This is a genomic window from Kribbella sp. NPDC058693, assembly GCF_042715335.1.
Classification (GTDB): domain Bacteria; phylum Actinomycetota; class Actinomycetes; order Propionibacteriales; family Kribbellaceae; genus Kribbella; species Kribbella jiaozuonensis.
The window spans coordinates 69,239-91,712 of record NZ_JBHXSQ010000003.1; the positions used below are offsets into that span (position 1 = coordinate 69,239).

The 22,474-nt window shown below is 68.4% G+C and carries 21 protein-coding genes; 6 read left to right on the forward strand and 15 right to left on the reverse strand.

Annotated elements, in window-relative coordinates:
* Positions 1–26: 26 nt before the first annotated feature.
* Positions 27–1,487 (forward strand): NAD-dependent succinate-semialdehyde dehydrogenase, encoded by a 1,461-nt coding sequence (locus ACFWUU_RS18135; protein WP_380176963.1) that lies wholly within the window; start codon positions 27–29, stop codon positions 1,485–1,487.
* Here the strand turns inward: ACFWUU_RS18135 and ACFWUU_RS18140 are convergent.
* The 6 genes from ACFWUU_RS18140 to ACFWUU_RS18165 form a co-directional block, all read right to left on the reverse strand.
* Positions 1,474–2,331 (reverse strand): polysaccharide deacetylase family protein, encoded by an 858-nt coding sequence (locus ACFWUU_RS18140; RefSeq protein WP_380176964.1) that lies wholly within the window; start codon positions 2,329–2,331, stop codon positions 1,474–1,476. The genes ACFWUU_RS18135 and ACFWUU_RS18140 overlap by 14 nt on opposite strands.
* Before the next feature lie 4 nt (positions 2,332–2,335).
* Entirely contained in the window at positions 2,336–3,073 is a 738-nt protein-coding gene (locus ACFWUU_RS18145) for a 3D domain-containing protein (RefSeq protein WP_380176965.1), read from the reverse strand.
* 91 nt (positions 3,074–3,164) lie between these two features.
* Positions 3,165–5,603 carry a glycoside hydrolase family 2 protein gene (locus ACFWUU_RS18150; protein ID WP_380176966.1) on the reverse strand — a complete coding sequence of 813 codons (2,439 nt, stop codon included), beginning with the start codon at positions 5,601–5,603 and terminating at the stop codon, positions 3,165–3,167.
* Between the two features lie 69 nt (positions 5,604–5,672).
* Positions 5,673–6,293 carry an SGNH/GDSL hydrolase family protein gene (locus ACFWUU_RS18155; RefSeq protein ID WP_380176967.1) on the reverse strand — a complete coding sequence of 207 codons (621 nt, stop codon included), beginning with the start codon at positions 6,291–6,293 and terminating at the stop codon, positions 5,673–5,675.
* Positions 6,290–7,387, reverse strand: a complete 1,098-nt coding sequence (locus ACFWUU_RS18160; protein WP_380176968.1) for a Gfo/Idh/MocA family protein — start codon at positions 7,385–7,387, stop codon at positions 6,290–6,292. The genes ACFWUU_RS18155 and ACFWUU_RS18160 overlap by 4 nt, the downstream gene beginning before the upstream one ends.
* Entirely contained in the window at positions 7,384–8,133 is a 750-nt protein-coding gene (locus tag ACFWUU_RS18165; RefSeq protein ID WP_137256420.1) for a sugar phosphate isomerase/epimerase, read from the reverse strand. Before ACFWUU_RS18165 ends, ACFWUU_RS18160 begins: the two co-directional genes overlap by 4 nt.
* A 287-nt stretch (positions 8,134–8,420) precedes the next feature.
* On the opposite strand from ACFWUU_RS18165, the gene ACFWUU_RS18170 reads away from it, so the two are divergent.
* Entirely contained in the window at positions 8,421–9,431 is a 1,011-nt protein-coding gene (locus tag ACFWUU_RS18170; RefSeq protein WP_380176969.1) for a LacI family DNA-binding transcriptional regulator, read from the forward strand.
* Here ACFWUU_RS18170 and ACFWUU_RS18175 read toward each other — a convergent pair.
* The 3 genes from ACFWUU_RS18175 to ACFWUU_RS18185 all read right to left on the reverse strand — a co-directional run bounded on the left by ACFWUU_RS18175 (position 9,428) and on the right by ACFWUU_RS18185 (position 12,744).
* Entirely contained in the window at positions 9,428–11,512 is a 2,085-nt protein-coding gene (locus ACFWUU_RS18175; RefSeq protein ID WP_380176970.1) for a molybdopterin-dependent oxidoreductase, read from the reverse strand. The genes ACFWUU_RS18170 and ACFWUU_RS18175 overlap by 4 nt on opposite strands.
* A gap of 35 nt (positions 11,513–11,547) precedes the next feature.
* The gene (locus tag ACFWUU_RS18180; RefSeq protein ID WP_137256423.1) at positions 11,548–12,060 is read right to left on the reverse strand and encodes an AAA family ATPase; all 513 of its coding nucleotides are present in this window, start codon (positions 12,058–12,060) and stop codon (positions 11,548–11,550) included.
* Positions 12,061–12,132: 72 nt separating this feature from the next.
* A complete protein-coding gene (locus ACFWUU_RS18185) occupies positions 12,133–12,744 on the reverse strand; it encodes a TetR/AcrR family transcriptional regulator (protein WP_380176971.1) in 612 nt (203 codons plus the stop codon).
* Between the two features lie 69 nt (positions 12,745–12,813).
* Here ACFWUU_RS18185 and ACFWUU_RS18190 point away from each other — a divergent pair, with 69 nt between their 5' ends.
* Genes ACFWUU_RS18190 through ACFWUU_RS18200 form a run of 3 tightly spaced genes read left to right on the forward strand, consistent with a single transcriptional unit; the run spans position 12,814 to position 14,696 of the window.
* Entirely contained in the window at positions 12,814–13,359 is a 546-nt protein-coding gene (locus tag ACFWUU_RS18190; RefSeq protein ID WP_380176972.1) for a 2TM domain-containing protein, read from the forward strand.
* Positions 13,360–13,399: 40 nt separating this feature from the next.
* A complete protein-coding gene (locus ACFWUU_RS18195; RefSeq protein ID WP_380176973.1) occupies positions 13,400–14,041 on the forward strand; it encodes a Pr6Pr family membrane protein in 642 nt (213 codons plus the stop codon).
* A 4-nt stretch (positions 14,042–14,045) separates the two neighbouring features.
* On the forward strand, positions 14,046–14,696 hold the full coding sequence (locus ACFWUU_RS18200) for a class I SAM-dependent methyltransferase (protein WP_380176974.1): 651 nt from the start codon (positions 14,046–14,048) through the stop codon (positions 14,694–14,696).
* A gap of 153 nt (positions 14,697–14,849) precedes the next feature.
* Here ACFWUU_RS18200 and ACFWUU_RS18205 read toward each other — a convergent pair whose 3' ends face one another.
* Both ACFWUU_RS18205 and ACFWUU_RS18210 read right to left on the reverse strand, forming a co-directional pair.
* Positions 14,850–15,491, reverse strand: coding sequence for a transglycosylase family protein (locus ACFWUU_RS18205; protein WP_137256427.1), 642 nt, complete (start codon positions 15,489–15,491; stop codon positions 14,850–14,852).
* Between the two features lie 288 nt (positions 15,492–15,779).
* Positions 15,780–16,316 carry a DUF5946 family protein gene (locus tag ACFWUU_RS18210; RefSeq protein ID WP_380176975.1) on the reverse strand — a complete coding sequence of 179 codons (537 nt, stop codon included), beginning with the start codon at positions 16,314–16,316 and terminating at the stop codon, positions 15,780–15,782.
* 101 nt (positions 16,317–16,417) lie between these two features.
* Between ACFWUU_RS18210 and ACFWUU_RS18215 the strand changes: the two genes are divergently transcribed.
* Positions 16,418–17,017: a DNA-binding response regulator gene (locus tag ACFWUU_RS18215; RefSeq protein WP_233714898.1), complete on the forward strand. Its 600-nt coding sequence runs from the start codon at positions 16,418–16,420 to the stop codon at positions 17,015–17,017.
* Here ACFWUU_RS18215 and ACFWUU_RS18220 read toward each other — a convergent pair.
* From ACFWUU_RS18220 to ACFWUU_RS18235, 4 genes are all read right to left on the reverse strand, one after another.
* Entirely contained in the window at positions 16,996–18,669 is a 1,674-nt protein-coding gene (locus ACFWUU_RS18220; protein ID WP_380176976.1) for an ABC transporter ATP-binding protein, read from the reverse strand. The two genes, ACFWUU_RS18215 and ACFWUU_RS18220, sit on opposite strands and share 22 nt — an antisense overlap.
* Entirely contained in the window at positions 18,666–20,300 is a 1,635-nt protein-coding gene (locus ACFWUU_RS18225; protein WP_380176977.1) for an ABC transporter ATP-binding protein, read from the reverse strand. The genes ACFWUU_RS18220 and ACFWUU_RS18225 overlap by 4 nt, the downstream gene beginning before the upstream one ends.
* 14 nt (positions 20,301–20,314) lie before the next feature.
* On the reverse strand, positions 20,315–22,156 hold the full coding sequence (locus ACFWUU_RS18230) for a prolyl oligopeptidase family serine peptidase (RefSeq protein WP_380176978.1): 1,842 nt from the start codon (positions 22,154–22,156) through the stop codon (positions 20,315–20,317).
* Between the two features lie 179 nt (positions 22,157–22,335).
* Positions 22,336–22,473 (reverse strand): SapB/AmfS family lanthipeptide, encoded by a 138-nt coding sequence (locus ACFWUU_RS18235; RefSeq protein WP_130387812.1) that lies wholly within the window; start codon positions 22,471–22,473, stop codon positions 22,336–22,338.
* Position 22,474 lies beyond the last annotated feature (1 nt).

The following is a 22,474-nucleotide window of genomic DNA, read 5'->3' on the forward strand; positions in this document are numbered from 1 at the left end:
TGCCAACCCAGACGAGAGGCGGGGCCATGTCATCGGAGCGGGAAGTCGTCGAGGGGTGTCCGACCGAGCTGTTCATCGGAGGCAAGTGGGTGGCGGCCGAGGGTGGCAAGACCCTCGCCGTCGAGGACCCGGCCACCGGTACGACGCTCTGCGACGTGGCGGATGCCAGTCCGGCCGACGGCAAGGCGGCACTCGACGCAGCGGTTGCCGCCCAAGCGGAGTGGGCCGCTACACCACCACGCGAGCGCGGCGAGATCCTGCGCCGTACCTATGAGTTGATGACTGAGCGGGCCGACGACCTCGCGCTGCTGATGACGCTCGAGATGGGCAAGCCGGTCGCCGAGTCCAAGGGCGAGATCGCTTACGCAGCTGAGTTCTTCCGCTGGTTCGCCGAGGAAGCGGTTCGGATCGAGGGCGGCTACCAGATCGCTCCGAACGGCTCCGGGCGCTTTCTGCTGATGCGCCAACCGGTCGGACCGTGCCTGCTGATCACGCCGTGGAACTTCCCGGCCGCGATGGGCGCGCGCAAGATCGGACCGGCCGTCGCCGCCGGCTGCACGATGGTGATCAAGCCGGCCGCGCAGACGCCGCTCTCGATGCTCAAGCTGGCCGAGCTGATGACCGAGGCAGGTCTGCCGGCGGGTGTGCTGAACGTGGTCACCACCCACGACGCGGGCGGTGTGATGGAGCCGCTGATCCGCGACGGACGCGCTCGCAAGCTCTCCTTCACCGGATCGACCCCGGTCGGCCGCAAGCTGATCGAGCAAGCCGCCGATCAGGTACTGCGGACGAGCATGGAGCTCGGCGGGAACGCGCCGCTGCTGGTGTTCGAGGACGCCGACCTGGACAAGGCGGTCAACGGCGCGATGCTGGCCAAGATGCGCAACGGCGGCGAGGCCTGTACGTCGGCCAACCGGATCTACGTGCACTCGTCGGTGATGGCGGAGTTCTCGTCCCGCCTGACCGAGCGGATGGCAGCGCTCAGAGTCGGCCGCGGTACTGAGGAGGGCGTCGACGTCGGTCCGCTGATCGACGGCAAGCAGCGCGACAAGGTGGCGGACCTGGTCGCCGACGCGATCGCCCAGGGAGCCCGCACGTTGACCGGCGGTTCAGTTGCTGAGGGCAACGGATACTTCTTCCAGCCGACAGTGCTGGCCGACGTACCGGTGAGCGCCCGGCTGCAGAAGGAGGAGATCTTCGGACCGGTCGCACCGCTGACGGCGTTCGAGACCGAGGACGAGGCCGTGCGGATGGCGAACGACACGGAGTTCGGCCTGGTCTCCTACCTGTTCACCAACGACCTGAGCCGCGCGCTCCGAGTCTCCGAACGCCTCGAAGCAGGCATGATCGGCCTCAACCAAGGCATCGTCTCCAACCCGGCCGCCCCCTTCGGCGGCGTAAAACAATCCGGCCTCGGCCGCGAAGGCGGCACCGTAGGAATCGACGAATACCTGGACCTGAAGTACGTCGCAGTCAACGTCGACTGACGAGTTGGGTCACGGTGACCAGCTGGTAGCCGCGGGCTCGGAGTTCGTGGACGATCGGGCCTACGGCCTGGGCAGTGTAGGGCGCGTTGTCGCCGCCGTGCATGTGGAGGACGACGATGGAGCCGTTCTGTACGTGGTCGAGGACCTGTTTGATGATGGGCCGGGGTGACTTGGCGAAGCCGTCAGCGCCGGGGACGTCGAGGCCGACGGCGGTGACGCCGGCCGGGGCGAGCTCGTGCAGGGCGGTGGCGTCGTAGCAGCCGCCGGGGAAGCGGAACCACCTGGTGGCGTGGGGATCCAGCTGATCCAGCTCGGCGATGGCGCGTCGTACATCCGCGAGCATCTGGTCGCGGGGAACCGTCCCCAGCGTGTAGCAGTGCTTGGTGAAACCGCGGTGGTCGTAGGTGTGCGTGCCCAGCTCGAACAGCGGGTCGTTGACGAGCTGGCGGGTGATGCCGGGATACTGCTCCATCCACATCCCGGTCAGGAACATGGTTGCCGGAACATGCAGCGTACGGAGCTCGTCGATCAATGCCTTGTTGTAGTACGACTTCACCGTGCCGGACACCAACCGCCTGCGCATCAACGCAGTCAGGTCGGCGTCGAATGTCAGCGCGATCTGGTTCCTGTCCCGCGGCCCGTGGTCGAGGACCGGCATCAGCTTCGCGTTGCCGGATGCACCCGGCTTGGCCTGCACCGGTACGACCGTCGGCCGTACCGGCTTCGCCGTACGCAACGGCATTGAGGGTGCTCGGGTCTGGGGTGCCACCACCGGTCTGCTGTTGCTGCAAGCAACAAGCGCGAACAGCAGGCCAACGACAGCGACATACTTCCCCCAGGTCATGCCCTCACTCTACGGTCAGCGAGAGTCGCTGGATGCCCCAGTTGTTCGCGTCCGGGCCCGGCGGGAACCACACGTCGACGATGTCGTCCTTGATCCAGCTGCCGATGTCGGCCGCGTAGCAATGGCCGTAGCCGGGGACGTACAGCCGCGTCCCCCACGGGATGATGCGAGCGTCCACCGCACAGATCCCGGTCCCGGCGTTGTAGCCGAGAGCCGTCTGCGCGACGTCGTTGTACGCCGACACCCGGTAGTTCAGCGTGGTCCCAACGGGCATCCGGTACGACGCCAGGTGGTTCGACGAGTCCAGCCGGTACGACGTACTGATCTGGCCGATCGACGACGCCGAAGTGTCCTCGGCCGACATCGCGTACACCTGGTAGTGCGCGCCGTCGCACGGGCTCGGGTCCGTCACCTGCAGCGTCGGCTGACCCCAGTCGCTGATCCACTGCAACGCCTGCCCGTTCCGGAACGCGCGATACGCCTTCGCGCCGGCCACCCGGTTGAACGTGAATGTCACCTTCCCGTCCGCGCCGAGACCGCCGCTGAGCCCACCCGGCGCGGGCAGCCGGCCGCTCACGTCGTACGGCGGTGCCGTGGTCCCGTTGCCGTGACCGCCTGATATCGGCCGGTCGGGGATCGGGCCGGTGTAGAAGTGCTGACAGGCCGGCAAGGCCGCGGATGCGGTGGCCGGAGCCACCAGCAGGGAAGCGAAACTCAGCAGAACGATCGCGAGGGAGCGCATGACGGCAAGACCTCCAAGGTGGGGCGGGACCATGAGGTTTCACCCTCAAGTAGCGGTCCCGACCCGCCTTTAGTCAAGGTCTCGTCGTAAATCAGTTCACCAGATCGTTCGCCGACCGCAGCACCGGTACGCCGATCCACTCGGGCGCCTTCGCGCCGGTGACGTGGAAGGTGTGGCTCTCACCGGCCGAGAGCGTGATCAGGCACGAGTCCACCCGCGCCGCCGGGTCCAGCCGGTCCGGGAAGAAGGCCAGATCCTTGGCCAGCGCGGTCGCGACGACGGTCACGTCGTACCCGTCCGGGGTCGAGGTCGCTTCGGTGGTGAAGGCGTCCGGGGCCAGCTCCAAGGATGTGTCTTCCACGAAGTACCAGAAGGCGGACGCTCCATCGGCCCCGCGCACTTCCAGATACTCGCCGGCCGGGTTGGATGCGACGGCAACAGAGGAAGGCAACGCGTTGCTGACTGCGGACCGCGCCGGCACCTCGAGCGCGAACGTCTCGCGGGCCAGCACCTCACCTTCGCGGGCGGTCGACCGCCGGGTCACCGTCACCTCGGTGGACCAGGCGCTGTCCGTGTCGTTGTGCGCGGCAACGACCAGCTCGTCCTCCCGCGGTTGCACGGTCAGCAGGCGATCGGCGTACACCCGCTTCAGCGCGAACCACAGAGGCTTGCGGATCCCGTGTCCGTCGACGGCCGCCCAGGAGACCACCGGCCAGTTGTCGTTCAGCTGCCAGACCACCGCGCCGGTGTTCAGCGGGAACAGCGAGCGGAAGTGCTCGATGCCGTAGGCAACGGCCCGCGCCTGGTTCAGCTGCGTGGTCCAGTGCCAGTCGTCAATGTCCTTCCATACCGGCAGGTGCTCACCCAGTCCACGCTCCAGCTTGAGGTTGCCCTCGAACGCCTTCTGGTGCACGAGCATCTGCTCGCCATACGGGTCGAGCGGCGAGTCGTGTACCACCGACGTCAGCGTCGACCAGGCCGGCGGCCCCTGGAAGCCGAACTCCGACACGAACCGCGGCTTGTACTTGCGGTACGTCGTGTAGTCCACCTGGTTCCACACGTCCCAGATGTGCATCGTCCCGTGCCGCTCGTCGTTCGGGTGGATGAACTGGTCGAACGAGTACGGGCTACCGGCCGAGTACGGCGTCCGCGGGTCGAGCTCGGCGACGATCTTCGGCAGCAGGTCGAGGTAGTACCCGGCGCCCCACGGCCGGCCGGCCAGCGGGACCCGCCAGCTCCACTCGACGTACCCCCAGATGTTCTCGTTGTTGCCGTTCCAGACCGCGAGGCTGGCGTGCTTGCTCAGCCGGGTGACCGCCTGGCGCGCCTCGGTCTCGACCTCACTCCGCAGCGGCTCCTGCTCGGAGTACGCCGCACACGCGAACAGGAAGTCCTGCCAGACAAGGATTCCCAGCTCGTCGCAGACGTCGTAGAAGTCGTCGCTCTCGTAGATCCCGCCGCCCCAGACACGCAGCAGGTTCATGCCGGCGTCGACGGCGTCCTGGATGCTGGTCCGGTACGTGTCCGCGTTCAACCGGGTGACGAACGCGTCGTCCGGGATCCAGTTCGCGCCGCGCACGTAGATCGCTTTGCCGTTCACGGACAGGATGAACGGCGTACCGTCGTTGTCCGGGGCAACGTTCACGGTGATGTCCCGGAAGCCGACCCGCCCGGTCCACTCCTCGTCGCCCAGCTTGACGACCACGTCGTACAACGGCTGCTCGCCGTGCCCGCGCGGCCACCAGAGGTCCGCCTCGGGGACCGTATTGGTGACGGCAACGGTGTCCCACCCGGGCTTGACGCTCGCGGACTGCGTCGTACCGCCGACCTCGACGGTGACGGTGGCGTACTCCGAGGCGGTGTCCGTCCAGGCCAGCGAGACGAAGGTGTTCAGCACACCGTCGGCCCCTGCGAGCGGCCGGACCGAGTCGATGCGCACACCGGACCAGGACTCCACACGGATCGGCCGCCAGATGCCTGCCGTCGCGACGTCCGGGCCCCAGTCCCAGCCGAAGTTCGAGGCCATCTTCCGCAGCTCGTTGTACGGGTGCAGGTTGGTGTGCGGCCAGCTGCCGACCTTCGCCCGCTCCGCCTCGGCCGCCGCGACCGGACCCTCGAACTCGATCACCAGCTCGTTGTCTCCGGCAACCAGCACGGCGGTGATGTCGAACCGGTACGAGCGATGCTGGTTCGCGGTCCGGCCGATCTCCTGCCCGTTCAGCGTGACGGTCGCGACCGTGTCGAGCCCGTCGGCCACCAGCTCCTGCCGGTCGTTGCCGTCCGCGGCCCAGCTGAACGTGGTCCGGTAGCTCCACCGGGTCCGCCCGATCCAGTGCAGCTTCGACTCGTTGTCGCCGTCGAACGGGTCCGGGATCTCGCCCGCCGCGAGCAGGTCGGTGTGCACCTCGCCCGGAACGGTCGCGGCCACCGGCCGGTCGATCAGGTCGGCGGGCGCCGGACCCTCGACGGCGCGGACGGTCCAGGCGGCGCCGCCGCCGGTGGTCAGGTCAAGGGTCTTCAGCGATGTCACAGTCGGGCTCCAGGGGATGAACCGGTTTAGTAAATCCGCGCCGCACCGATGAGTGCGGAGCGGTGGACGTCAGTCGTCCAGGACGTACCGTCGCCACAGATCGGCGAGGGCACGGTGTCCGGCCGGGCTCGGGTGCACGCCGTCTCCGGCGAGCGCTTCGGGGCCGACGGACGCGGCCTGCTTGGTCAGCTCGAGATCGGTCGGCACCAGGATCGCGCCGTACTCGACGGCCAGCTTGCGGACCACCTCGAGCTTCGGGTCCAGGTCCTCGCGCCACGCGTCCTGCCCGTCCTTCACCGGCAGCAGGAACGGCTCCATCAGGACCACCGGACAGTTCAGCGGATCGAGCAGCGCCCGGTACGACGCCTCGAAGGACTCGGCCGTCGTCGGGTCGTTCTCGTCGTACCGCCGCCAGGTGTCGTTGATCCCGATCAGGATCGACACCAGGGACGGGTCGTGGGCCAGCACATCGGTCCACCACCGCTCGGCCAGATCGGCCGCCCGGTTGCCGCTGATGCCGGCATTGACGATCTTCGGCCGGTGTTCGCGGTACCGGCCGGTCAGGTCGTCGTACAGGTTGCGGACATAGCCGTCACCCAACCCGTCCGGGTCGGTACGGCGGCCGCAGTCGGTGACCGAGTCCCCGGCGAACACGACGGTCCGCCGGGGATCGAGAAGGATGCTGGTCATAGCGTTGCTGCGGTCACGTCCCAGTCGTCCGGCAGGATCGGCGCGACCTCGACCGTGCTGTTCACGTCGACGAACGCGCCGGTGTCGATCGAGTCGGTGATGGAGGCCATCACGTCGACGATGTGGAACGCCAGCGCCCCGGTCGCCCGGTGCGGCCGGCCGGCCCGGATCGCCCGCGCCATCTCCAGCACACCGGTACCGCGCTGGGCCACCGCCTTGGTCTCGGCGACGGTCTCCCAGTCGTCGGCGCCGCGGCGACGGATCTTGATCTCACCGTCGAACCCGTTCGGGTCCGGTACGGCGAGGGTCGCGTCCGAGCCGGTGATCTCGACGAACCCGGCCCGCGACAGCGGCGAGTCGAAGCTGAAGATGCTCTGCGACGACTGACCCGACTCGAACTTCGCGATCGCGCTGACATGCGTCGGCACGGTCACGTCGAAATCGGTCCCCGCCAGCGGACCGGAGCCGATCGTGCGCTTCTCCTTCGACTTCGACCCGATCCCCGCGACCGCGGCGACCGGACCGAACAGCTGGACCAGCGTGGTCAGGTAGTACGGGCCGATGTCCCACAGCGGACCCGCGCCGTCGGAGAACAGGAACGCCGGGTTCGGGTGCCAGGACTCCGGGCCGGGGGACTGCATCAGCGTGAGCGCGGTCAACGGCGTACCGATGTCACCGCGCTCGATGATGCGACGGGACTCCTGCAGACCCGGGCCCAGGATGGTGTCGGGTGCGCAGCCCAGCCGCACGCCCGCGTCCTGAGCCGTGGCCAGCAGCTTGAGCCCGCTGTCCTGGTCCAGCGAGAACGGCTTCTCGCTCCAGACATGCTTGCCTGCGGCAACCGCGGCCAGGGCCACCTCGACGTGCGCGATCGGGATGGTCAGGTTGACCACGATCTCGACGTCCGCGTTGTTCAGCACGACCTCGGGGCCGCCGTGGGCCTCGATCCCGTACTCCTTGGCCTTCTCCGCGGCAGCTTCCGGCCGCAGGTCGCCGATCGCGACGACCTTCAGGTCCGGGAAGCTCTGCATGCTCTTGATGTAGGCGTCGGAGATCACTCCGGCGCCGATCACACCTACTCCGACTGCTGTCATGCAGGCGCACCCTCTCCGGTCAGGAACGTGTAGCTGCCCTCGACCGCGTCGAAGATCTCGCCGGTGAAGTCGTCGAGTTCGACGACCCGCAGAGCAGCAGGCGCCGCCGCGAGGATCTCCCGGACCGCGATGACGCCGTCGCCGACCGCGACCTGGGCCTTGTTGTTCAGCGTGCCGTCGCCGTCCTTGACGTGGATCGCCTTGACCCGGTCACCGAACTTGCCGAGCAGCGCCGGTACGTCGGCACCGCCGACCGCGGCCCAGTACGTGTCGACCTCGAGGATCACGTCGTCGGACAGGTTGTCGACCAGGATCTCCAGCCCGTGCGCGCCGCCGATCTTCGACTCGAGCTCGAACTGGTGGTTGTGGTAGCCGACCGTGATGCCGTGGTCGGCGGCCTCGATCGCGGCCTTGTTCAGCCCGTCGGCGATGACCTTGATGTCGTCCGCGTTCTGCCAGCGGGCGGGGTCGGTGTGCGGGTCGATCACCGTGCCGATGCCGAGGCGCTTCGCGGCGGCGTAGATCGGGCCGGCCTCGTCCCGCAGCAGGCCGGCGTGCGTGGTCGGGGCCGAGAGTCCGTGCTTGGGCAGCGCGTCGGCCAGACGGTCCGCGAAGGCGGTCACACCGAAGGGCTCGACCTTGGTGTAGCCGATCTCCGCGATGCGTGCCAGGGTGCCGTCGAAATCTTCCTCGAGCTTGCCCCGGACCGTGTACAACTGGAGGGACAGGTGGTCCACTGCGACCATTGGTTTCTCCTTGTCGGCGGCGCGTCGCCCGCTGCCCTGGGGTTTGCGCCGACTGATAAGCCGAACCGGTTAAGTAACGACGGCAACGGTATCCCACCGAGCCCCGGCGGCACCACCCTCCGCCCAACCACTGGGCGGTCACCTGGGGCATTTCTCTCGGATTCCCGAGTTTGATCAAACGGTCACTTTGTGTGCTCAAGTGATGACAGGGTGTTCAGGTCAGGCGCACACTGAAGGATTCCGGACCGACCGTCAGCGGTCCGGCCGCCCGTGAGGAGTGAACCGTTGTGTCCCGTGTGACCATCAAGGAGATCGCCCGTCGCTGTGGTGTCTCCCAAGGCGCCGTCTCCTACGCCCTCAACAACCAACCCGGGGTATCGGAGGCCACCCGCGCTCGTGTGCTGCAGGTCGCCGCGGAACTGGAATGGGTGCCCAACCGGGCCGCCCGCCAGTTGTCCGCCGCGCGCAGCGAGACGTTCGGGCTGGTGCTCGCGAGGTCGGCGCAGACCTTGATCGAGGAGCCGTACTTCATGGGCTTCGTCGGCGGCGTCGAGTCGGTCCTCGCGGAGAAGTCGTACGCGTTGGCCCTGCAGGTGGTGGCCGATCTCGACGAGGAGTTGGCGACGTACCGGAAGTGGGCCGCCGAGCGCCGCGTCGACGGAGTGATCGTCGTCGACCTCCGCGTCGCCGATCCCCGCCTCCCGGTACTGCGGAAGCTCGGTCTGCCGGCCGTGCTGGTCGGGGATCCGGCGCTCGCGGACGGGATGCCGTGCGTCTGGACGGATGGTACGGCGGCAATGAACGCAGCGCTGGATCACGTCGCGTCGCTCGGGCATCGGGTGATCGCGCGGGTCGCGGGGCCACCGGAGTACGGCGATGTCTGGATCCGCGATCAGGCGTTCGAGTTGGCCACCCGGCGATTGTCGGTCGAGACCCGAATCCACCACACCGATTACTCCGCCGCCCAAGGCGCCGCCGCCACGCGCGATGCCGTCACCGGCAGCCCGCGCCCGACCGCGATCATCTACGACAACGACCTGATGGCGGTGGCCGGTCTGGCTGTCATCCAGGGCCTCGGCCTGCGCGTGCCCGACGACATCACGCTGGTGGCCTGGGACGACTCGGCGCTGTGCCGGATCACGCATCCCACGCTCACGGCGCTCAGCCACAACATCGTCGGGTATGGCGCGGAAGTCACCCAACGTCTGCTGGCCCTGATCTCCGGCGCCCAACCCCAGGCTCACCTGTACTCGACGCCGTTGCTGATCATCCGCGACAGCTCAGCGCCACCGACCTAGGAAGCCGTCACCGTGACCGGTACGCCGTTGACCGCGGCGGTACCGGCCACGGCGTCGGTGTAGCCGGCGTCGGTCACGTCGTTCGCGCTCTGCCCCAACACCTGGTTCGCGATGCTGAGGCGGGCGCCGGGACGGTTGTGCCCGAAACCGTGCGGAAGGCTGACCACCCCGGGCATGATGTCGTTGCTGGAGGCAACTTCCACGGAGATCGAGCCGGCCGCGGAGGTGACCGTGACGAACTGGCCGTCGGTGAGCTCGCGCTCGGCGAGGTCGTCGGGATTCATCAACAGCTGGTGCCGGGGCTTGCCCTTCACCAACCGCGCCGAGTTGTGCATCCACGAGTTGTTGTTGCGGAGGTGCCGCCGGCCGATCAGCAGGAGTTGGCCGTCCAGCTCGTTGAGCGACTCCAGCCGGGGCAGATCGTCCAGAATCATCCGCTGCGCCAGATCGATCCGCTTCGACTTGTGATGCAGCGCGCCCGGGAGCGCGGGCTGCAACGGTCCGAGATCGATCCCGCCGGGCGACTTCCGCAGCTTCGCCACCGACAACCGGTACGGCCCGATCCGCAGTCCGGCGTCCACGATCCTTCGGGGCGACACCCGCAGTCGAGCGGTCACCTCGACCCGTCGACGGCTCCACGACGTACGCCGTACGAACGCCAGCCCGAGGTCGCGGAAGATCTCCCAGTCGTGCCGGGCGTCCGCGGGCTTGGGCAGTACGGCGTCGTTCCAGCGCGCGGTGTTGCGGACGGCGAGCTGGTGGAAGATCACGTCGTAGTGATCCCGCTCGAGCGGCGGCGCCGGCGGCAGGATCACGTCCGCGTGCCGAGTGGTCTCGTTGATGTACGGATCGATCGCGACCATGAACTCCAGCGACTCGAGCGCCTCGTCCAGCTTCCGACCGCTCGGCGTCGACAGCACCGGGTTGCCGGCCACCGTCATCATCGCCCGGATCTGGCCGTCGCCCGGCGTCAGGATCTCCTCGGCCATCGTCGAGACCGGTAGCTCGCCGCCGAACTCCGGCAGCCCGCGCACGCGGCTCTTCCATACGCCGATGTGCCCGCGCCCCAGTCCGAGCAGTGCGTTCACGGCCGGCCGCGGGAACATCGTCCCGCCCGGCCGGTCCAGGTTGCCGGTGATGATGTTCAGCACCTGGATCGCCCATTGGCAGATCGCCCCGAACTGCTGCGTCGACACCCCGACCCGCCCGTAGCAAGCAGCCCGGTCAGCCTCGGCGAACTCACGAGCGACCCGCCGGATCACCTCCGCCGGGATGCCGGTGATCCCCGCCGCCCGCTCCGGCGTCCATGCCTCGACCACGGCCTCGACCGTCGCCAGCCCGTCGACGTACTCCGCCGGCCGCGCGGCGCCCAGCGAGATCACCTCATGGATCAGCGCGAGCAGGAACGCCGCGTCGGTCCCCGGCCGGACGAAGTGGTGCTCGTCGGCGACCGCCGCCGTCTCGGTCCGCCGCGGATCGATGACGACGACCTTTCCGCCGCGCTTCCGCACGTCCTTCAGCCGCCGCGGGAACCCGGGCGCCGTCATCATGCTGCCGTTCGACGCCAGCGGATTCGCGCCGAGCATCAGCAGGTACGACGTCCTGTCGATGTCCGGCACCGCCACCATCAGCTGGTGCCCGTAGAGCAGGTACGACGACAGCATGTGCGGCAACTGGTCGATCGACGTCGCGCTGAACTTGTTCCGGGTCCGCAGCTGCCTGACCATCGTCGGCATGTGCGTGAGCGCGCCGAGGCTGTGCACATTCGGGTTGCCGAGGTAGACGCCGATCGAGTTGCGCCCGTGCTCCTTCTGGATCCCGGTGAGCTTGTCGACCACGAGCTCGTACGCCGCGTCCCACCCGATCTCCTGCCAGCCGTCGGGCGTCCGCCGTACCGGCGTGGTCAACCGGTCGGGGTCCTCCTGGAGGTCACGAAGCGCGACTGCCTTCGGGCAGATGTGACCGTGGGACAGCGGGTCCGATTCGTCGCCGCGGATGTCGGTGACCCGCCCGTTCTCGACGGTGACGAGCACGCCGCAGATCGCTTCACACAGGTTGCACGAGGTCCGCCGTACGGTCATCCACTCAAACTACCCTTGGGTAAGGAGACCCGCCATCAGTCGAAGACGGCCTCGTCGAGCCGGCCGAGGATCGCGTCGACCGTCTCGCCGACCGACAGGTCGGAGTTGTCCAGCCACAACCCACGCCGCGGACTGAACGCGTGCAGCTCGTAGTCGAGCTCGTCGACCAGATGATGCGCCCCACCGAGCCGGCCGGAGATGACCTCGGGCCGCGGCGTCAGTACGACGAGATAGCGCGGGCGGGTCCGGATACCGTCGAGGAACTCGCGCAGCAGTTCACCGATCACGACGTCCTGCAGTACGACGGTGAAACCCGCCTTCGCGTACTCGTCGGCGGCCATGCAGGCGAGCCGGTAGCGGAGCTGAAGCTGACGCTGCGCTTCGAGTACGTCGTCGGCCATCGAGGCCTGTCCGCTGACGATCATCCGCCGGAAAACATCGCCCCGCAGATGCACGCCGTACTGGAATCTTTCGGCCAGCATCTGGGACACCGACGACTTCCCCGCCGCCATGATTCCACTGACGACGATCACCCCCTCGGACTCCATGCGGTGATCGTGCCACGTGGCGCAAGGTTTTGAACCGGTCGCGGCGATTCTTCTCCGAAAACCCCAGTTTTGTCAGGGCTTTTCGGTCATCAGTGAGTCCAAGTGGCGGCGCATCAGCTGTCGTAGCCGGGCCGGCGTCGTGCGGTCCGGCTGGATCGCGGCGTGCAACGCGAGGCCGTCGAGCAGAGCATGCAGCAGCTCGACCTCGCGACGCAGATCGAGACCGTCCTTGAGCACGCCGGCGTCGGCGAGCGAATGCAGCAGCGAGTCGCACAGTTGGCGCAGTCCGTTGTGCACGGTGTCGACGTGTTCCTGCAGGGTGCCGGCATCGGATTCGGCCCGCGCCTGCGCCATGAACGCGAGCCAGACGTCGAACTCGGCGCGGCGCTCGGCGTCCAGCGGCAGCACCTCGTCGAGATAGCGCAGTACGACGGTCTGCACACTGCCGCCCTTGGGCTCGATCGCGCTGATCCGCTCGGTCACCCGGCGGGAGACCAGGTCCATCGCGAAGCTGAGCAAACCGTCCTGGTCCGGAAAGTAGTAGCGGACCGCGCCGGCCGACCAGCCCGCCTCGGCGGCGATGGTCCGGACCGATGCGGCCCGGATCCCGTCCCGTCGGACCACCCGCCACAGCGCCTCGGCGATCTCCTCGCGGCGGGCGTCGTGGTCGACGATCTTCGGCATGTGGTCCTTTTTAGCACAGTCGTGTTAGTGTCGTTTTACAACACAGTCGTGCTGAAAAACCTCGGGAGGGTGAACGACGTGCTGGTCGCTGTGATCGCCGGGTGTGAGATCGGGTTCTGGGTGCTGCTCGCCGCAGGCCTGGTCACGCGGTACCTGTTCAAGCTGCCGAAGGCCGGGATGGTTCTGCTGGCCGGCGTACCGCTGGTCGACGTGGTCATGCTGGTGGCGAGCGTGATCGACATCCACCGCGGCGCCGAGCCGGCGTTCAAGCATTCCCTGGCCGCGATCTTCATCGGCGTCAGCGTCGGCTTCGGTCACCAGACGCTGAAGTGGGCGGACGGGTGGGCCGCGCACTACCTCGGCGGTGCGCCGCGTCCGGTGAAGCCGCCGAAGCGCGGTTCCGAGCGCGCTCGCCGCGAGCGGGCAGGCTGGTTCCGGCACCTGCTCGCGTACGTCGTCGGTGTCGGCATCATGATCGGGCTCGGCCTGCTCTCCGGCCGCGGGTACGACGCGGTGCTCGCGCCGGCCGGGACGTGGACGCTCGTGCTCGTGATCGACGCGATCGTGTCGTTCAGCTACTCGTTCGAGCGCGACCGCGAGAAGCAGTCGGTCTGACCTCCCCGGTCCGCGCGGTTACTCGTCGTACATTTCCTGCATGACGACGGTTGGGCGGATCTGGGCTGCGGTGACCGCGGCGGTGGTGGTGTGCGGGCTCGTCGTACAACTCTTCGTGACGGCGAGCGGGCACGAGGGCTTCTTCCCGGACAACCCGGAGCGCGTGTTCAACGTGTTCGCGTACTTCACGATCCAGTCGAACCTGCTGCTCGGCGGTACGGCGCTGGTGCTCGCGTTGCAGCCGGACCGGTCGGGCGGTGAGCTGTTCAAGACCCTGCGGCTGAACGGCGTGCTGTGCATCGCGGTGACCGGGATCGTGTACCACGCGGTGCTCGCGCGTGACGCCGACTTCCACGGCTGGGCGCAGGTGGCGAACTTCCTGCTGCACACGGTCGCGCCGGTCGTCGGCGTACTGGGCTGGCTGCTCTTCGGGCCGCGCGGCCTCACCGACTGGCGGATCGTCGGCTGGTCGATCGTGTACCCGCTGCTGTGGCTCGTGTTCACGCTGGTCCGCGGCGCGTTCGTCGGCTTCTACCCGTATCCGTTCGTGAACGTCGACGAGCACGGCTACGGAAAGGTGTTGCTGAACTGTCTGCTGGTGGCGGTACTGTTCCTGGCTCTGGCGGCCGGGGCAACCACTCTCGATCGCCGGTTGCGTCGGAAGACAACCGTCGAAAGGTAGACCCGTGCTGGTGACCTCGCGCTCGTACGCCGAGTACGAAGCGATGTTCGACCTGAAGGAACTCCCGGACTCCATTCTCGACTGCTGCGCCGGCGGCGCGAGCTTCACCGCGGAGGCCGCCGAGCGCGGCGTCGACGCGATCGCCGCCGACCCGGCGTACGAGCTGGAGACACCCGAACTCGTCGACAGCGTCCGGAAGAGCCTGCCGGCGACGTCGGGAATCGTCGACGAGCACCAGGGGAGTTTCGTCTGGCGCTGGTACGGATCCCCGGAACGGAAGGACCAGTACCGGATCGAGGCCGCCGACCGGTTCCTGCAGGACGTGATGGCGGCGCCGGAGCGGTACGTCGCCGCCGGCCTGCCGGACCTGCCCTTCGGCGACCGCCGCTTCGAGCTGGTGCTGTGCTCGCACCTGCTCTTCACCTGGTCGGACAAGTACGACCGCGAGTGGCATGAGGCCGCGCTGCGCGAGCTGATCCGGGTCAGCAACTCCGAGGTCCGGATCTTCCCGCTGGTACAACAGGGAGCCGGCGATCCGATCCCCTGGCTGCCCGAGGTGCTCAACTCCCTCGAGGGCGTGACGACCCAGATCCGCAAGGTGCCCTACGAGTTCCAGGTCGGCGCCAACGAGATGCTGGTCATCACCCGCAACTGACGATTCTGGTGCTTCCCGCTCATCGCGATCACGGATGAGTTTGCGCCTACCCGCCACGATGAGCGGGAAGCGGTCCAGGGGGTGTGCCGGGTAGGTGGCGGGAGGACGGTCTACCGTCACCCACCCAGCGGCAGTGCCGGGTCAGTTGCAGGGTCAGCGGAGGTACTTGCCGCAGACGGGCCACGGGGAGGCGCCGCGCTGCGCGTAGAGCTTCTTCGCGCGCATCAGCTGCTCGGCCGCGGAGGCCTTCGCCGGGTTGCCGGAGCCGCCGACGCTGCGCCAGGTCTGCAGGTCGAACTGGAACAACCCGTAGTAGCCGGCAGGATTCACGGCGCGGGGGTTGCCACTGGACTCGCAGTTGGCGACCTTGGCCCAGGCGCCGCTCAGGTTCGCCTTGCCGCTGCTCGCCTTCGGGCGGTCCTCGGACCGGCTCGAGCGGACGTCGCGGTCGGCCTTCTTGGTCGTCGACTTCTTCGACTCGGACTTCCGGGTCTCGGACTTCTTCACGACCCGCGGCGCCGAGGTGGACTTCTTCGCGCCGTCCAGGGTCAGGGTCTGCCCGATCAGGATGAGGTTCGGGTCCTTCAAGTTGTTGATCCGGGCCAGCTCGTGCCAGTCGGCACCGTTGGCCTGGGCGATCTCGGAGAGCGTGTCGCCGGCTTTGACCTGGTAATCGGTCGCGAACGCCGCGCCGGCGCCGGCGGCGGTGATACCGGCTCCCAGACCGGCGATGGAGAGGGTTCGAGCCACCCGGCGAGTACTTCGCCGGGCGCGCGCATGTCGGGCCTTGGACATCAGAAAGCGCTCCTTGTGAGCTCGGGCATGGTGGGGCACACCAGGCCCTCGTGCAGGGGGAGGGGCAATCCGGACACATTCCACAGCAGGTCACAGGACAGCGTCCGAATGATCACGCCACGGTAACGACGCGACCTGAGTCATCCTCGGGGAGGTTTCCCCGAAACGCAAGTGCAGATCCGGATCTGCCCCGAACTTTTTCCACCCTCTGACGTACCGAAACCCCAACAACAGAACGGTTTCCGGCTCGACACGCCCATCGCCGCTATCGCGGAACCGATCGGTTTATCAGCGCTGGAAATAGCGTTCCGGGACCAGTTCCACGGTCAGTTCCCGGATCGTTTCGCGGATGTCGTCAGGCCAGGACTCCCAGACCTGGCGAGCCCACTTGAGCAGGGCCGACTCAACCTCGTCCACCCCGCCGGCGGTCAGTACGTCGTACGCCGTCAGCTCGCCGACCCGGTCCGGCGGGACGAGCCGCGGCCAGTCGTCGTACGAGTTCGCCATGATGCCGTGCGCCGTCCGTACCTCGAGGTTGCCCGAGCCCCGCTCCAAGAACATGTAGAGGCCGTTCAGCGCGAACACCGGCCCGATCCGCGGGGCGTCCGGGTTGACGTGCTGTCCGCCGTACGCGTCGATCCGGAGCTGGTGCAGGTACCCGAGCCGGGCGGCGTTCTCGACCTCGAAGCCGAGCAGCTCACCCGCGACCTCGGCGCACTCGGGCGAGGCGTTGTACTTCGGGGTCTCGGGCCACTGCGACGATGGAAGTACGGCGCGGCAGCCGGGACAAACCGTTGATTCGTGCGTGTCATCGGGCGAGTTCACTCGTTGATCGAAGCACGGGCCCCGCCGTCCCGGCAGTTGGTTTTCGGGTTGGGGGCGTGGGGCCGGCGGATGAGGCGACGGATGTGATGGGGGCTGTAGGCGTGATCCGAGTGGCTCTCGGCCATCGCGGCACGTTGGTGCGTGGTGCACTGGCCGCGGTGCTGGCAAGAGAGAACGACCTGGACGTGGTGGCCGAGCTGGACCGCTCGGAGGACGTCCTCCAGGTGGCCGGTCGGCGCCCGGACGTGTTCCTGCTCGATCCACAGTTGCCCGGCCGGATCCGGATCGAGGAGCTCTGCCGCAAACTCGCCGGTCGCGGCGTGCTGGTGCTGATCGACCACGAGGCGATCGCGGCCACCAGCCTGGCGCTGGTCAAGCAGGCGCCACGGATCGGGTTGATTGCGACCGACGCGACGACCGACCAGTTGGTGCAGGCCGTGCGCGACGTGGCGAAGGGCCTGCCGGTCGTCGACGTACGTCTCGCTGTGGCTGCGTTGAAGGCGGGCGACAATCCGCTCACCGATCGCGAGTGCGAAGTACTGCGTCAGGTCACTACGGGAGCGACCGCACAGGAGGTGGCGCGCACGCTCAGCTTGAGCGCGGGGACCGTGCGGAACTACCTGTCGCGGATCCTCGCCAAGACTGGTTCTCGAAGCCGGATCGAGGCGATCCGGAAGGCTCAGGACGCGGGCTGGATCTGAGCGCTCGGGGTCCAGCTGCCGTGGAGGTCGCGGTAGAGACGGGATGTGCGCATCAGGCTGGCGTGAGTGCCCAGCGCGGCCTTGTTGCCGTCGAGGACGAGGATGCGGCGGGCGCGCAGGGCGGAGCTGATCCGGTGGGCGATGACGATCAGTGTCCCGTTGCGTTGGGCAAACGCCTCTTCGGCTTGCCGCTCGGCCTCCGGATCGAGGAAGCAGGTCGCTTCGTCGAGTACGACGAGCGGAGCGGGTGACAAGTACGCACGGACGAGCGCGATCAGCTGCTTCTCGCCGGCGGACAGCTCGCCGGGTTTGATCTCCGAGAGTCGGCCGATCAGTTGGGTGGCGCCGACGGCCTCGACGGCTTGGGTGACCTGCTCGGCCGTTGCTTCGGGCAACAAGTAGGTGAGGTTGTCGTGCACGTTTCCGCTGAAGACGTACGCTTCCTGCGGGATCAGCACCCGGGTCTTCGCGAGTTGTTCGGTGGTGACCTCTGTCGGTGGTGCACCGCCGAGGAGTAGCCGGCCGGTCGTCGGGGTGAGCATGCCGCAGACGAGGCCGGCCAGCGTCGACTTCCCGATACCGCTCGGCCCGACCACTGCGAGGTGCTCGCCCTCGGGGATCGTCAGCTCGAGCTTGTCGAGGACAGGTTCGGCCTTCGGGCCGTACGCGAACGTGAGGCTTTGCAGCCGGACCTGATATCCCCTGAGCGCGTCGACCGACCGCGGCTGCTCCACTGGAGCGGACGTGTCGAGGATCCGGCCGAGTGTGATGACGTACCGCAGACCGCTGTCGCCGAGCGCGTTCATGACTGTGTTCAGTGCAGGCTGCAGGCCGATCAGCACGTACGTGAGCCCACCGAGCAACGTGCCGGTGCTGACACCGCGCCCGACCAGCCACGGCCCGGTCGCAAGCAGGATGAGCAGCGGCAACCATCCGCCGACCGCGAAGCACAACGTCCGCAGGGCCGCGACCTTCGCCAACGCGCGCTCGGCTGCCGCATGCGCCTCGATCGGTTGGCCGACCAACCATTCGGCGTACTCCTCGGTCCCGGCAGCGGTCACATCGCGTACGCCGCCGAACACCATGCCGGCCGACGCTGCGAGCTCCTCGTCAGCCGTCAACGAGGCGCGGACCCGATCGGCCGCCATCCCCAACACCGCAAGCGACAACGCGAACCCGACGAGGAACGGCGGTACGACGAACGCCGCGACCAGCGGAGCGAGCGACAACAGCCCGGTCAGCACGCCGAACAGCGTGACTGCGAAACTTCGCAGTACCAGGACCAGTCCCGCGAACGTGTCGCGGACGATCTCCACCTGCCGGTTCAGTCGCGAGACGGCGGCATCGTCCCCGGAGCGGAGCGCGCCGCCGACAACCCGTCGTACCAGATCGTCGCGGAGGGGCTCGACCAGCTCGCCGAGTCGCCCATAGACCTGTCGCGCCCCGGCGGCGCCCAGGCCCGCTGTTGCGACCAAACCACCGAGCCACGCGATCCCTTGCCACGCGTGACCGGCGAGGAAGCTGTCCGTCGCCCGCGCGACCGCGATGCCGTACACCGCCGTCGGCAGGATCTCCGGAACCGACCACGCGATCAGCTTGACCGTGGCTCGTTTCCGCAGCGCGGCAGCGCCGTACGACAGCTCCCGCTTCATCCGAAGACAGCTCGGTAGGAGGTGTCGTGCCAGAGGTCGGCGTGCGGGGCGATGGCGCGGATCTGGCCGTGGTCGAGCCAGATGACCAGGTCGGCGCGCGCCGCGGTCGCGGGACGGTGGGTGACGATCAGGCGGGTGCGGTGGTGCCGGTCTTCGGTCAGGGTCCGGGTGATCTGGCGCTCGGTGGCCGTGTCGAGGCTCGACGTGGCGTCGTCGAGCACCAGGAGGCGCCGAGCGGACCAGGCGCGGGCGAGGCCGAGACGCTGGCGTTCGCCGCCGGACATCGGTGCCTTGCGCAACGAAGTGAGGTACCCGTTGGGCAGGCGGCTGACGAAGTCGTGGGCGTGGGTGGCCCGCGCGGCGGCCAGGGCGCGGATCGGGCTGACCGCGTGCGGATCGATCGCCTCGCCCACCGTCCGTCCGACCAGCTGAGGACGCTCGAAGGCGCAGCCGACCGCGCTCCGCAATTCATGCCGGCTGATGGCCTGCAGCGGTACGCCGTCCAGCGACACCTGCCCCGTCGACGGGTCCCGCAGCCGTGCCGCGACCGCCGCGAGGACGGACTTGCCGGCACCGCTCGGGCCGACGACCGCGACGGTGAGACCGCCTGGGAGGTCGAGATTCACGTTGTCCAGCAGGACATTCCCGTCGGCGATCACGCTGACGCCGTCGAAGCTCAGCTGCCCCGGCCCGGCCGGGACCGGCAGCGTGCCGTGGGCGACGGTCTCGATCGCGATCACCTCGGCGGACCGGCTGACCCCGGCCTTCGCGCGGGCGAGCTCGCCGAGGACGCCGGTCAGGTTGCCGAGGCCGGCGCCGAGCACGGCGTACTGCGAGGCCGCGAACAGCTCGCCGGCGGTGATGTGGCCGGCGACGAGTTGCAGACCGCCGACCGCGAGGACGGCGACGAGTACGAGCGGGCCGACGACTGCGGCCTGTGCGCCGGAGCGGGCAAGGATCCGCCAGGTGACGACGCCGTTGCGGTGGAGCTCGGGGAGGAGGCCGAGGATGCGGCGTTCCTCGCGTTCCGTCGTACCGGCGGCGGTGATCGTGCGGATGCCGGTGAGCGACTCGGACAGCAGAGCGGCGATGCGGCCCTGAGTCTCTTGATAGTTGAGGCTGACGTCCGCGGTCCGCTTGGCGAACGTCCACAGGACGAGGATCACCAGCAGTACGCCGCCGAAGAAGGCCGCTGCAAGCCACGGGTCGATGATCGCGAGGAGCACGAGACTGCCGAGTGGCGGCGCGATCGCGGCGATGGCAGTCACCGCGGCCGGTCCGGCCTGGCCGGCGTCGGTGGCGTTGGCCGAGACGCGGGTGACAAGGTCGCCGGTCTCGAAGTCGCGCGTACCGGCGGGGCCGCCGCGGACGACGTGCCGAACCAGACGATGGCGCAGCCAGGCTGTGGTCTCGGCGACACAGGCCGCGCCGGCGAACGCGTCGACGATGCTGGCCGCGATCCCCAGCCCGATCAGCGCGGCCGCAATGATCAGCCAGCGGGTATAGCCGTGGCCGGCCACGATCGCGTCGACCGAACGGCCGAGGATGGTCGGCAGCGCAAGCGTCACGCCGCTGCCGATCAGCGCGTTGAGGCCGATCAATGGCAGCCAGCCGCGACCACGTTTCGCCACCTCGCCGAAGGTGATCATCGGTCCAGGCCTGTCTGGTCGGCGAGGAAGGCGAGCATGTCCGCGGCGAGGTTGATGCCACCGGTGACGTGGCCTGCGTCCGGCTCGAATCTCAGCAGCACGGGTCGTTGGCTCGCGGTCGCGTGCTGAAGGGCCGCGCACATCTTCCTTGCGTGCAATGGATCCACGCGAGTGTCGTTTCCGAACGCCGTCAGCAGCACGGCCGGATACTTCACTCCGTCGGCGACGCGGTGGTACGGCGAGTAGCTCGCCAGGACCTTGAACTCGTCCGGGTCCTTGGCGGAGCCGTACTCCGCTGTCCAGCGCTCGCCGAGACCCGAGAGCTCGTAGCGGATCATGTCGGTCAGCGGCGCCGAGGAGACCGCAGCGGCGAACAGCTCGGGCCGTTGGGTGACGGCGGCCGCGACGAGCAGACCGCCGTTGGACTCACCGCAGATCGCGAGCTGGTCGGCGGTCGTCCAGCCTTCGGCGATCAGGTACTCGGCGGCGGCGATGAAGTCGTCGATCGTCTGCTGCTTCGTTGACTCGCGGTGTGGCGCGTCGCCGCGGATGGTTGCGGTGACGAAGGCGCCGCCGGCCTCGACCCAGGCGAGCGCGAAGGCGGAGTACGTCGGCGTCAGCGTCTGCCCGAAGCCGCCGTACCCGTAGAGGATCGTCGGTCCGCCTTGGTTGCCGATCACGTGCAGCTCGAGGTCTGTGCCCTCGGGCGACTTGTAGCTCAGCCTCTGCGTTTCAGCTCGCTGGCCACCGCTCGCTGTGCCGGTCGTGCGGCCCGTGGTCGCGTCGTAGCAGTAGACGGTCGGCGGCGTCACGCTGTCGGTGTAGGTGAACCAGGCTCGATTGCCGTCGCTGGTCAGCGATCCGACGGAGCCGAAGCCGGGCAGGTTGATCGCGCTCTGGCGGGCGCCGGTCTCGCGGTCGTGCACGGTGATCTGGCTGGCCGTGGCGACCAGTACGACATGGTCGAGGATCGCGAGCCCGGTCAGCGGTCCATCCGGCTGGATGTACTCGCGCCAGACCGTCGGCTCGGCCGGGTCGCCGATGCCGATCCCGCTCGCGGTGACGACGTACAGGCGGTTGTCGGGGCCGACCGACATGATCGTGGTGGTGTCTTGCGGGAGATGCGTGGGCGGCTCGTCGGTCGTCAGATCCCCGAACCACAGGTCGTTCGTCGTACAGATCGTCAGCCAGCGGCCGTCGGCGCTGAGCTCGAGCCCGTACGACGCCTCGCGGTCCAGGATCGTGGTGTCGTCGGGGTCGCCGAGGCGATGGCGTCGTACCTGACGGAAGCGCACGTAGTAGAAGGCGCTGCCGTCAGGGAGCCAGGCGACGGGGGAGTAGCGGCAGCCGTCGAGCGGGCCGTCGATCAGCTCACCGGTGGCTGTGTCGAGCGCGTTGAGCGTCGAGCGTTCGTCGCCGCCGCGGGAGAGCTGGAACGCGAGCTTGGTGCCGTCCGGTGACGGCTGCCAGGCGTCGAGCGTGGTGAGTCCGGTCGGGTCGAGCCGCTTCGGATCGAGCAGCGGAGTCTCGTCGACGAAGAGGATGGGATGCCCGCCCGCTTCGCGGCGCAGCGTGAAGCGGCGGCCACCGCGCCAGACGGGTGTGGACACGCTGCCGACATCGGACAGCTGCCGGACCCGGTTCTTCCAGCGGAACCGGCTGGTCAGCGTGCCGGCGTACGTCAGCCACAGGTCGTCCTGGTCCCGCGACCACCGTTCGGTCTCCGCGGTCGAGGAGTCCTCGAGCCAGCGGTACGGGTCCGCGACGGTACAACCGTGCACCTGCTCCACGAGCGACAGGCGCTCGGCGCATGGATAAGTCTGCACGGAATCGATCACCTCACTCTCCTTCCGTCCCCCACCAACACAACGAGCACCGGCTCGCCGAGCTACAAGAAGCCGCCCGGCGACCGAGGCGAGTCGGTCACCGGGTCGATCCGGGGTCCTGAATGCAGGTCGGCCCTGGGTGGACGTGCCGCCCACCCAGGGCCTCACTACCTGGCATAACAGGTGCCGTATCAGTGGCAGAGCAGCAGGCTCAGGTTGCTCGGGGTCTGCGAAGCGCAGCCCAGCACGGTCAGCGTGGAGCCGCCGTGGTGGTGGCCGCCGTGGCCGTAGCCCGGGGTCTCCAGACCCTGAAGGTCGAGAAGTGCCATG

Bases quoted from the DNA above. Each gene is read 5' to 3' on its own strand.
- ACFWUU_RS18195 (WP_380176973.1), top strand. From the start codon at position 13,400: ATGACGACGGTTGGGCGGATCTGGGCTGCGGTGACCGCGGCGGTGGTG.
- ACFWUU_RS18165 (WP_137256420.1), bottom strand. From the start codon at position 8,133: ATGGTCGCAGTGGACCACCTGTCCCTCCAGTTGTACACGGTCCGGGGC.
- ACFWUU_RS18180 (WP_137256423.1), bottom strand. From the start codon at position 12,060: ATGGAGTCCGAGGGGGTGATCGTCGTCAGTGGAATCATGGCGGCGGGG.
- ACFWUU_RS18155 (WP_380176967.1), bottom strand. From the start codon at position 6,293: ATGACCAGCATCCTTCTCGATCCCCGGCGGACCGTCGTGTTCGCCGGG.
- ACFWUU_RS18185 (WP_380176971.1), bottom strand. From the start codon at position 12,744: ATGCCGAAGATCGTCGACCACGACGCCCGCCGCGAGGAGATCGCCGAG.
- ACFWUU_RS18205 (WP_137256427.1), bottom strand. From the start codon at position 15,491: ATGTCCAAGGCCCGACATGCGCGCGCCCGGCGAAGTACTCGCCGGGTG.
- ACFWUU_RS18135 (WP_380176963.1), top strand. From the start codon at position 27: ATGTCATCGGAGCGGGAAGTCGTCGAGGGGTGTCCGACCGAGCTGTTC.
- ACFWUU_RS18175 (WP_380176970.1), bottom strand. From the start codon at position 11,512: ATGACCGTACGGCGGACCTCGTGCAACCTGTGTGAAGCGATCTGCGGC.
- ACFWUU_RS18160 (WP_380176968.1), bottom strand. From the start codon at position 7,387: ATGACAGCAGTCGGAGTAGGTGTGATCGGCGCCGGAGTGATCTCCGAC.
- ACFWUU_RS18145 (WP_380176965.1), bottom strand. From the start codon at position 3,073: ATGCGCTCCCTCGCGATCGTTCTGCTGAGTTTCGCTTCCCTGCTGGTG.
- ACFWUU_RS18140 (WP_380176964.1), bottom strand. From the start codon at position 2,331: ATGACCTGGGGGAAGTATGTCGCTGTCGTTGGCCTGCTGTTCGCGCTT.
- ACFWUU_RS18235 (WP_130387812.1), bottom strand. From the start codon at position 22,473: ATGGCACTTCTCGACCTTCAGGGTCTGGAGACCCCGGGCTACGGCCAC.
- ACFWUU_RS18220 (WP_380176976.1), bottom strand. From the start codon at position 18,669: ATGAAGCGGGAGCTGTCGTACGGCGCTGCCGCGCTGCGGAAACGAGCC.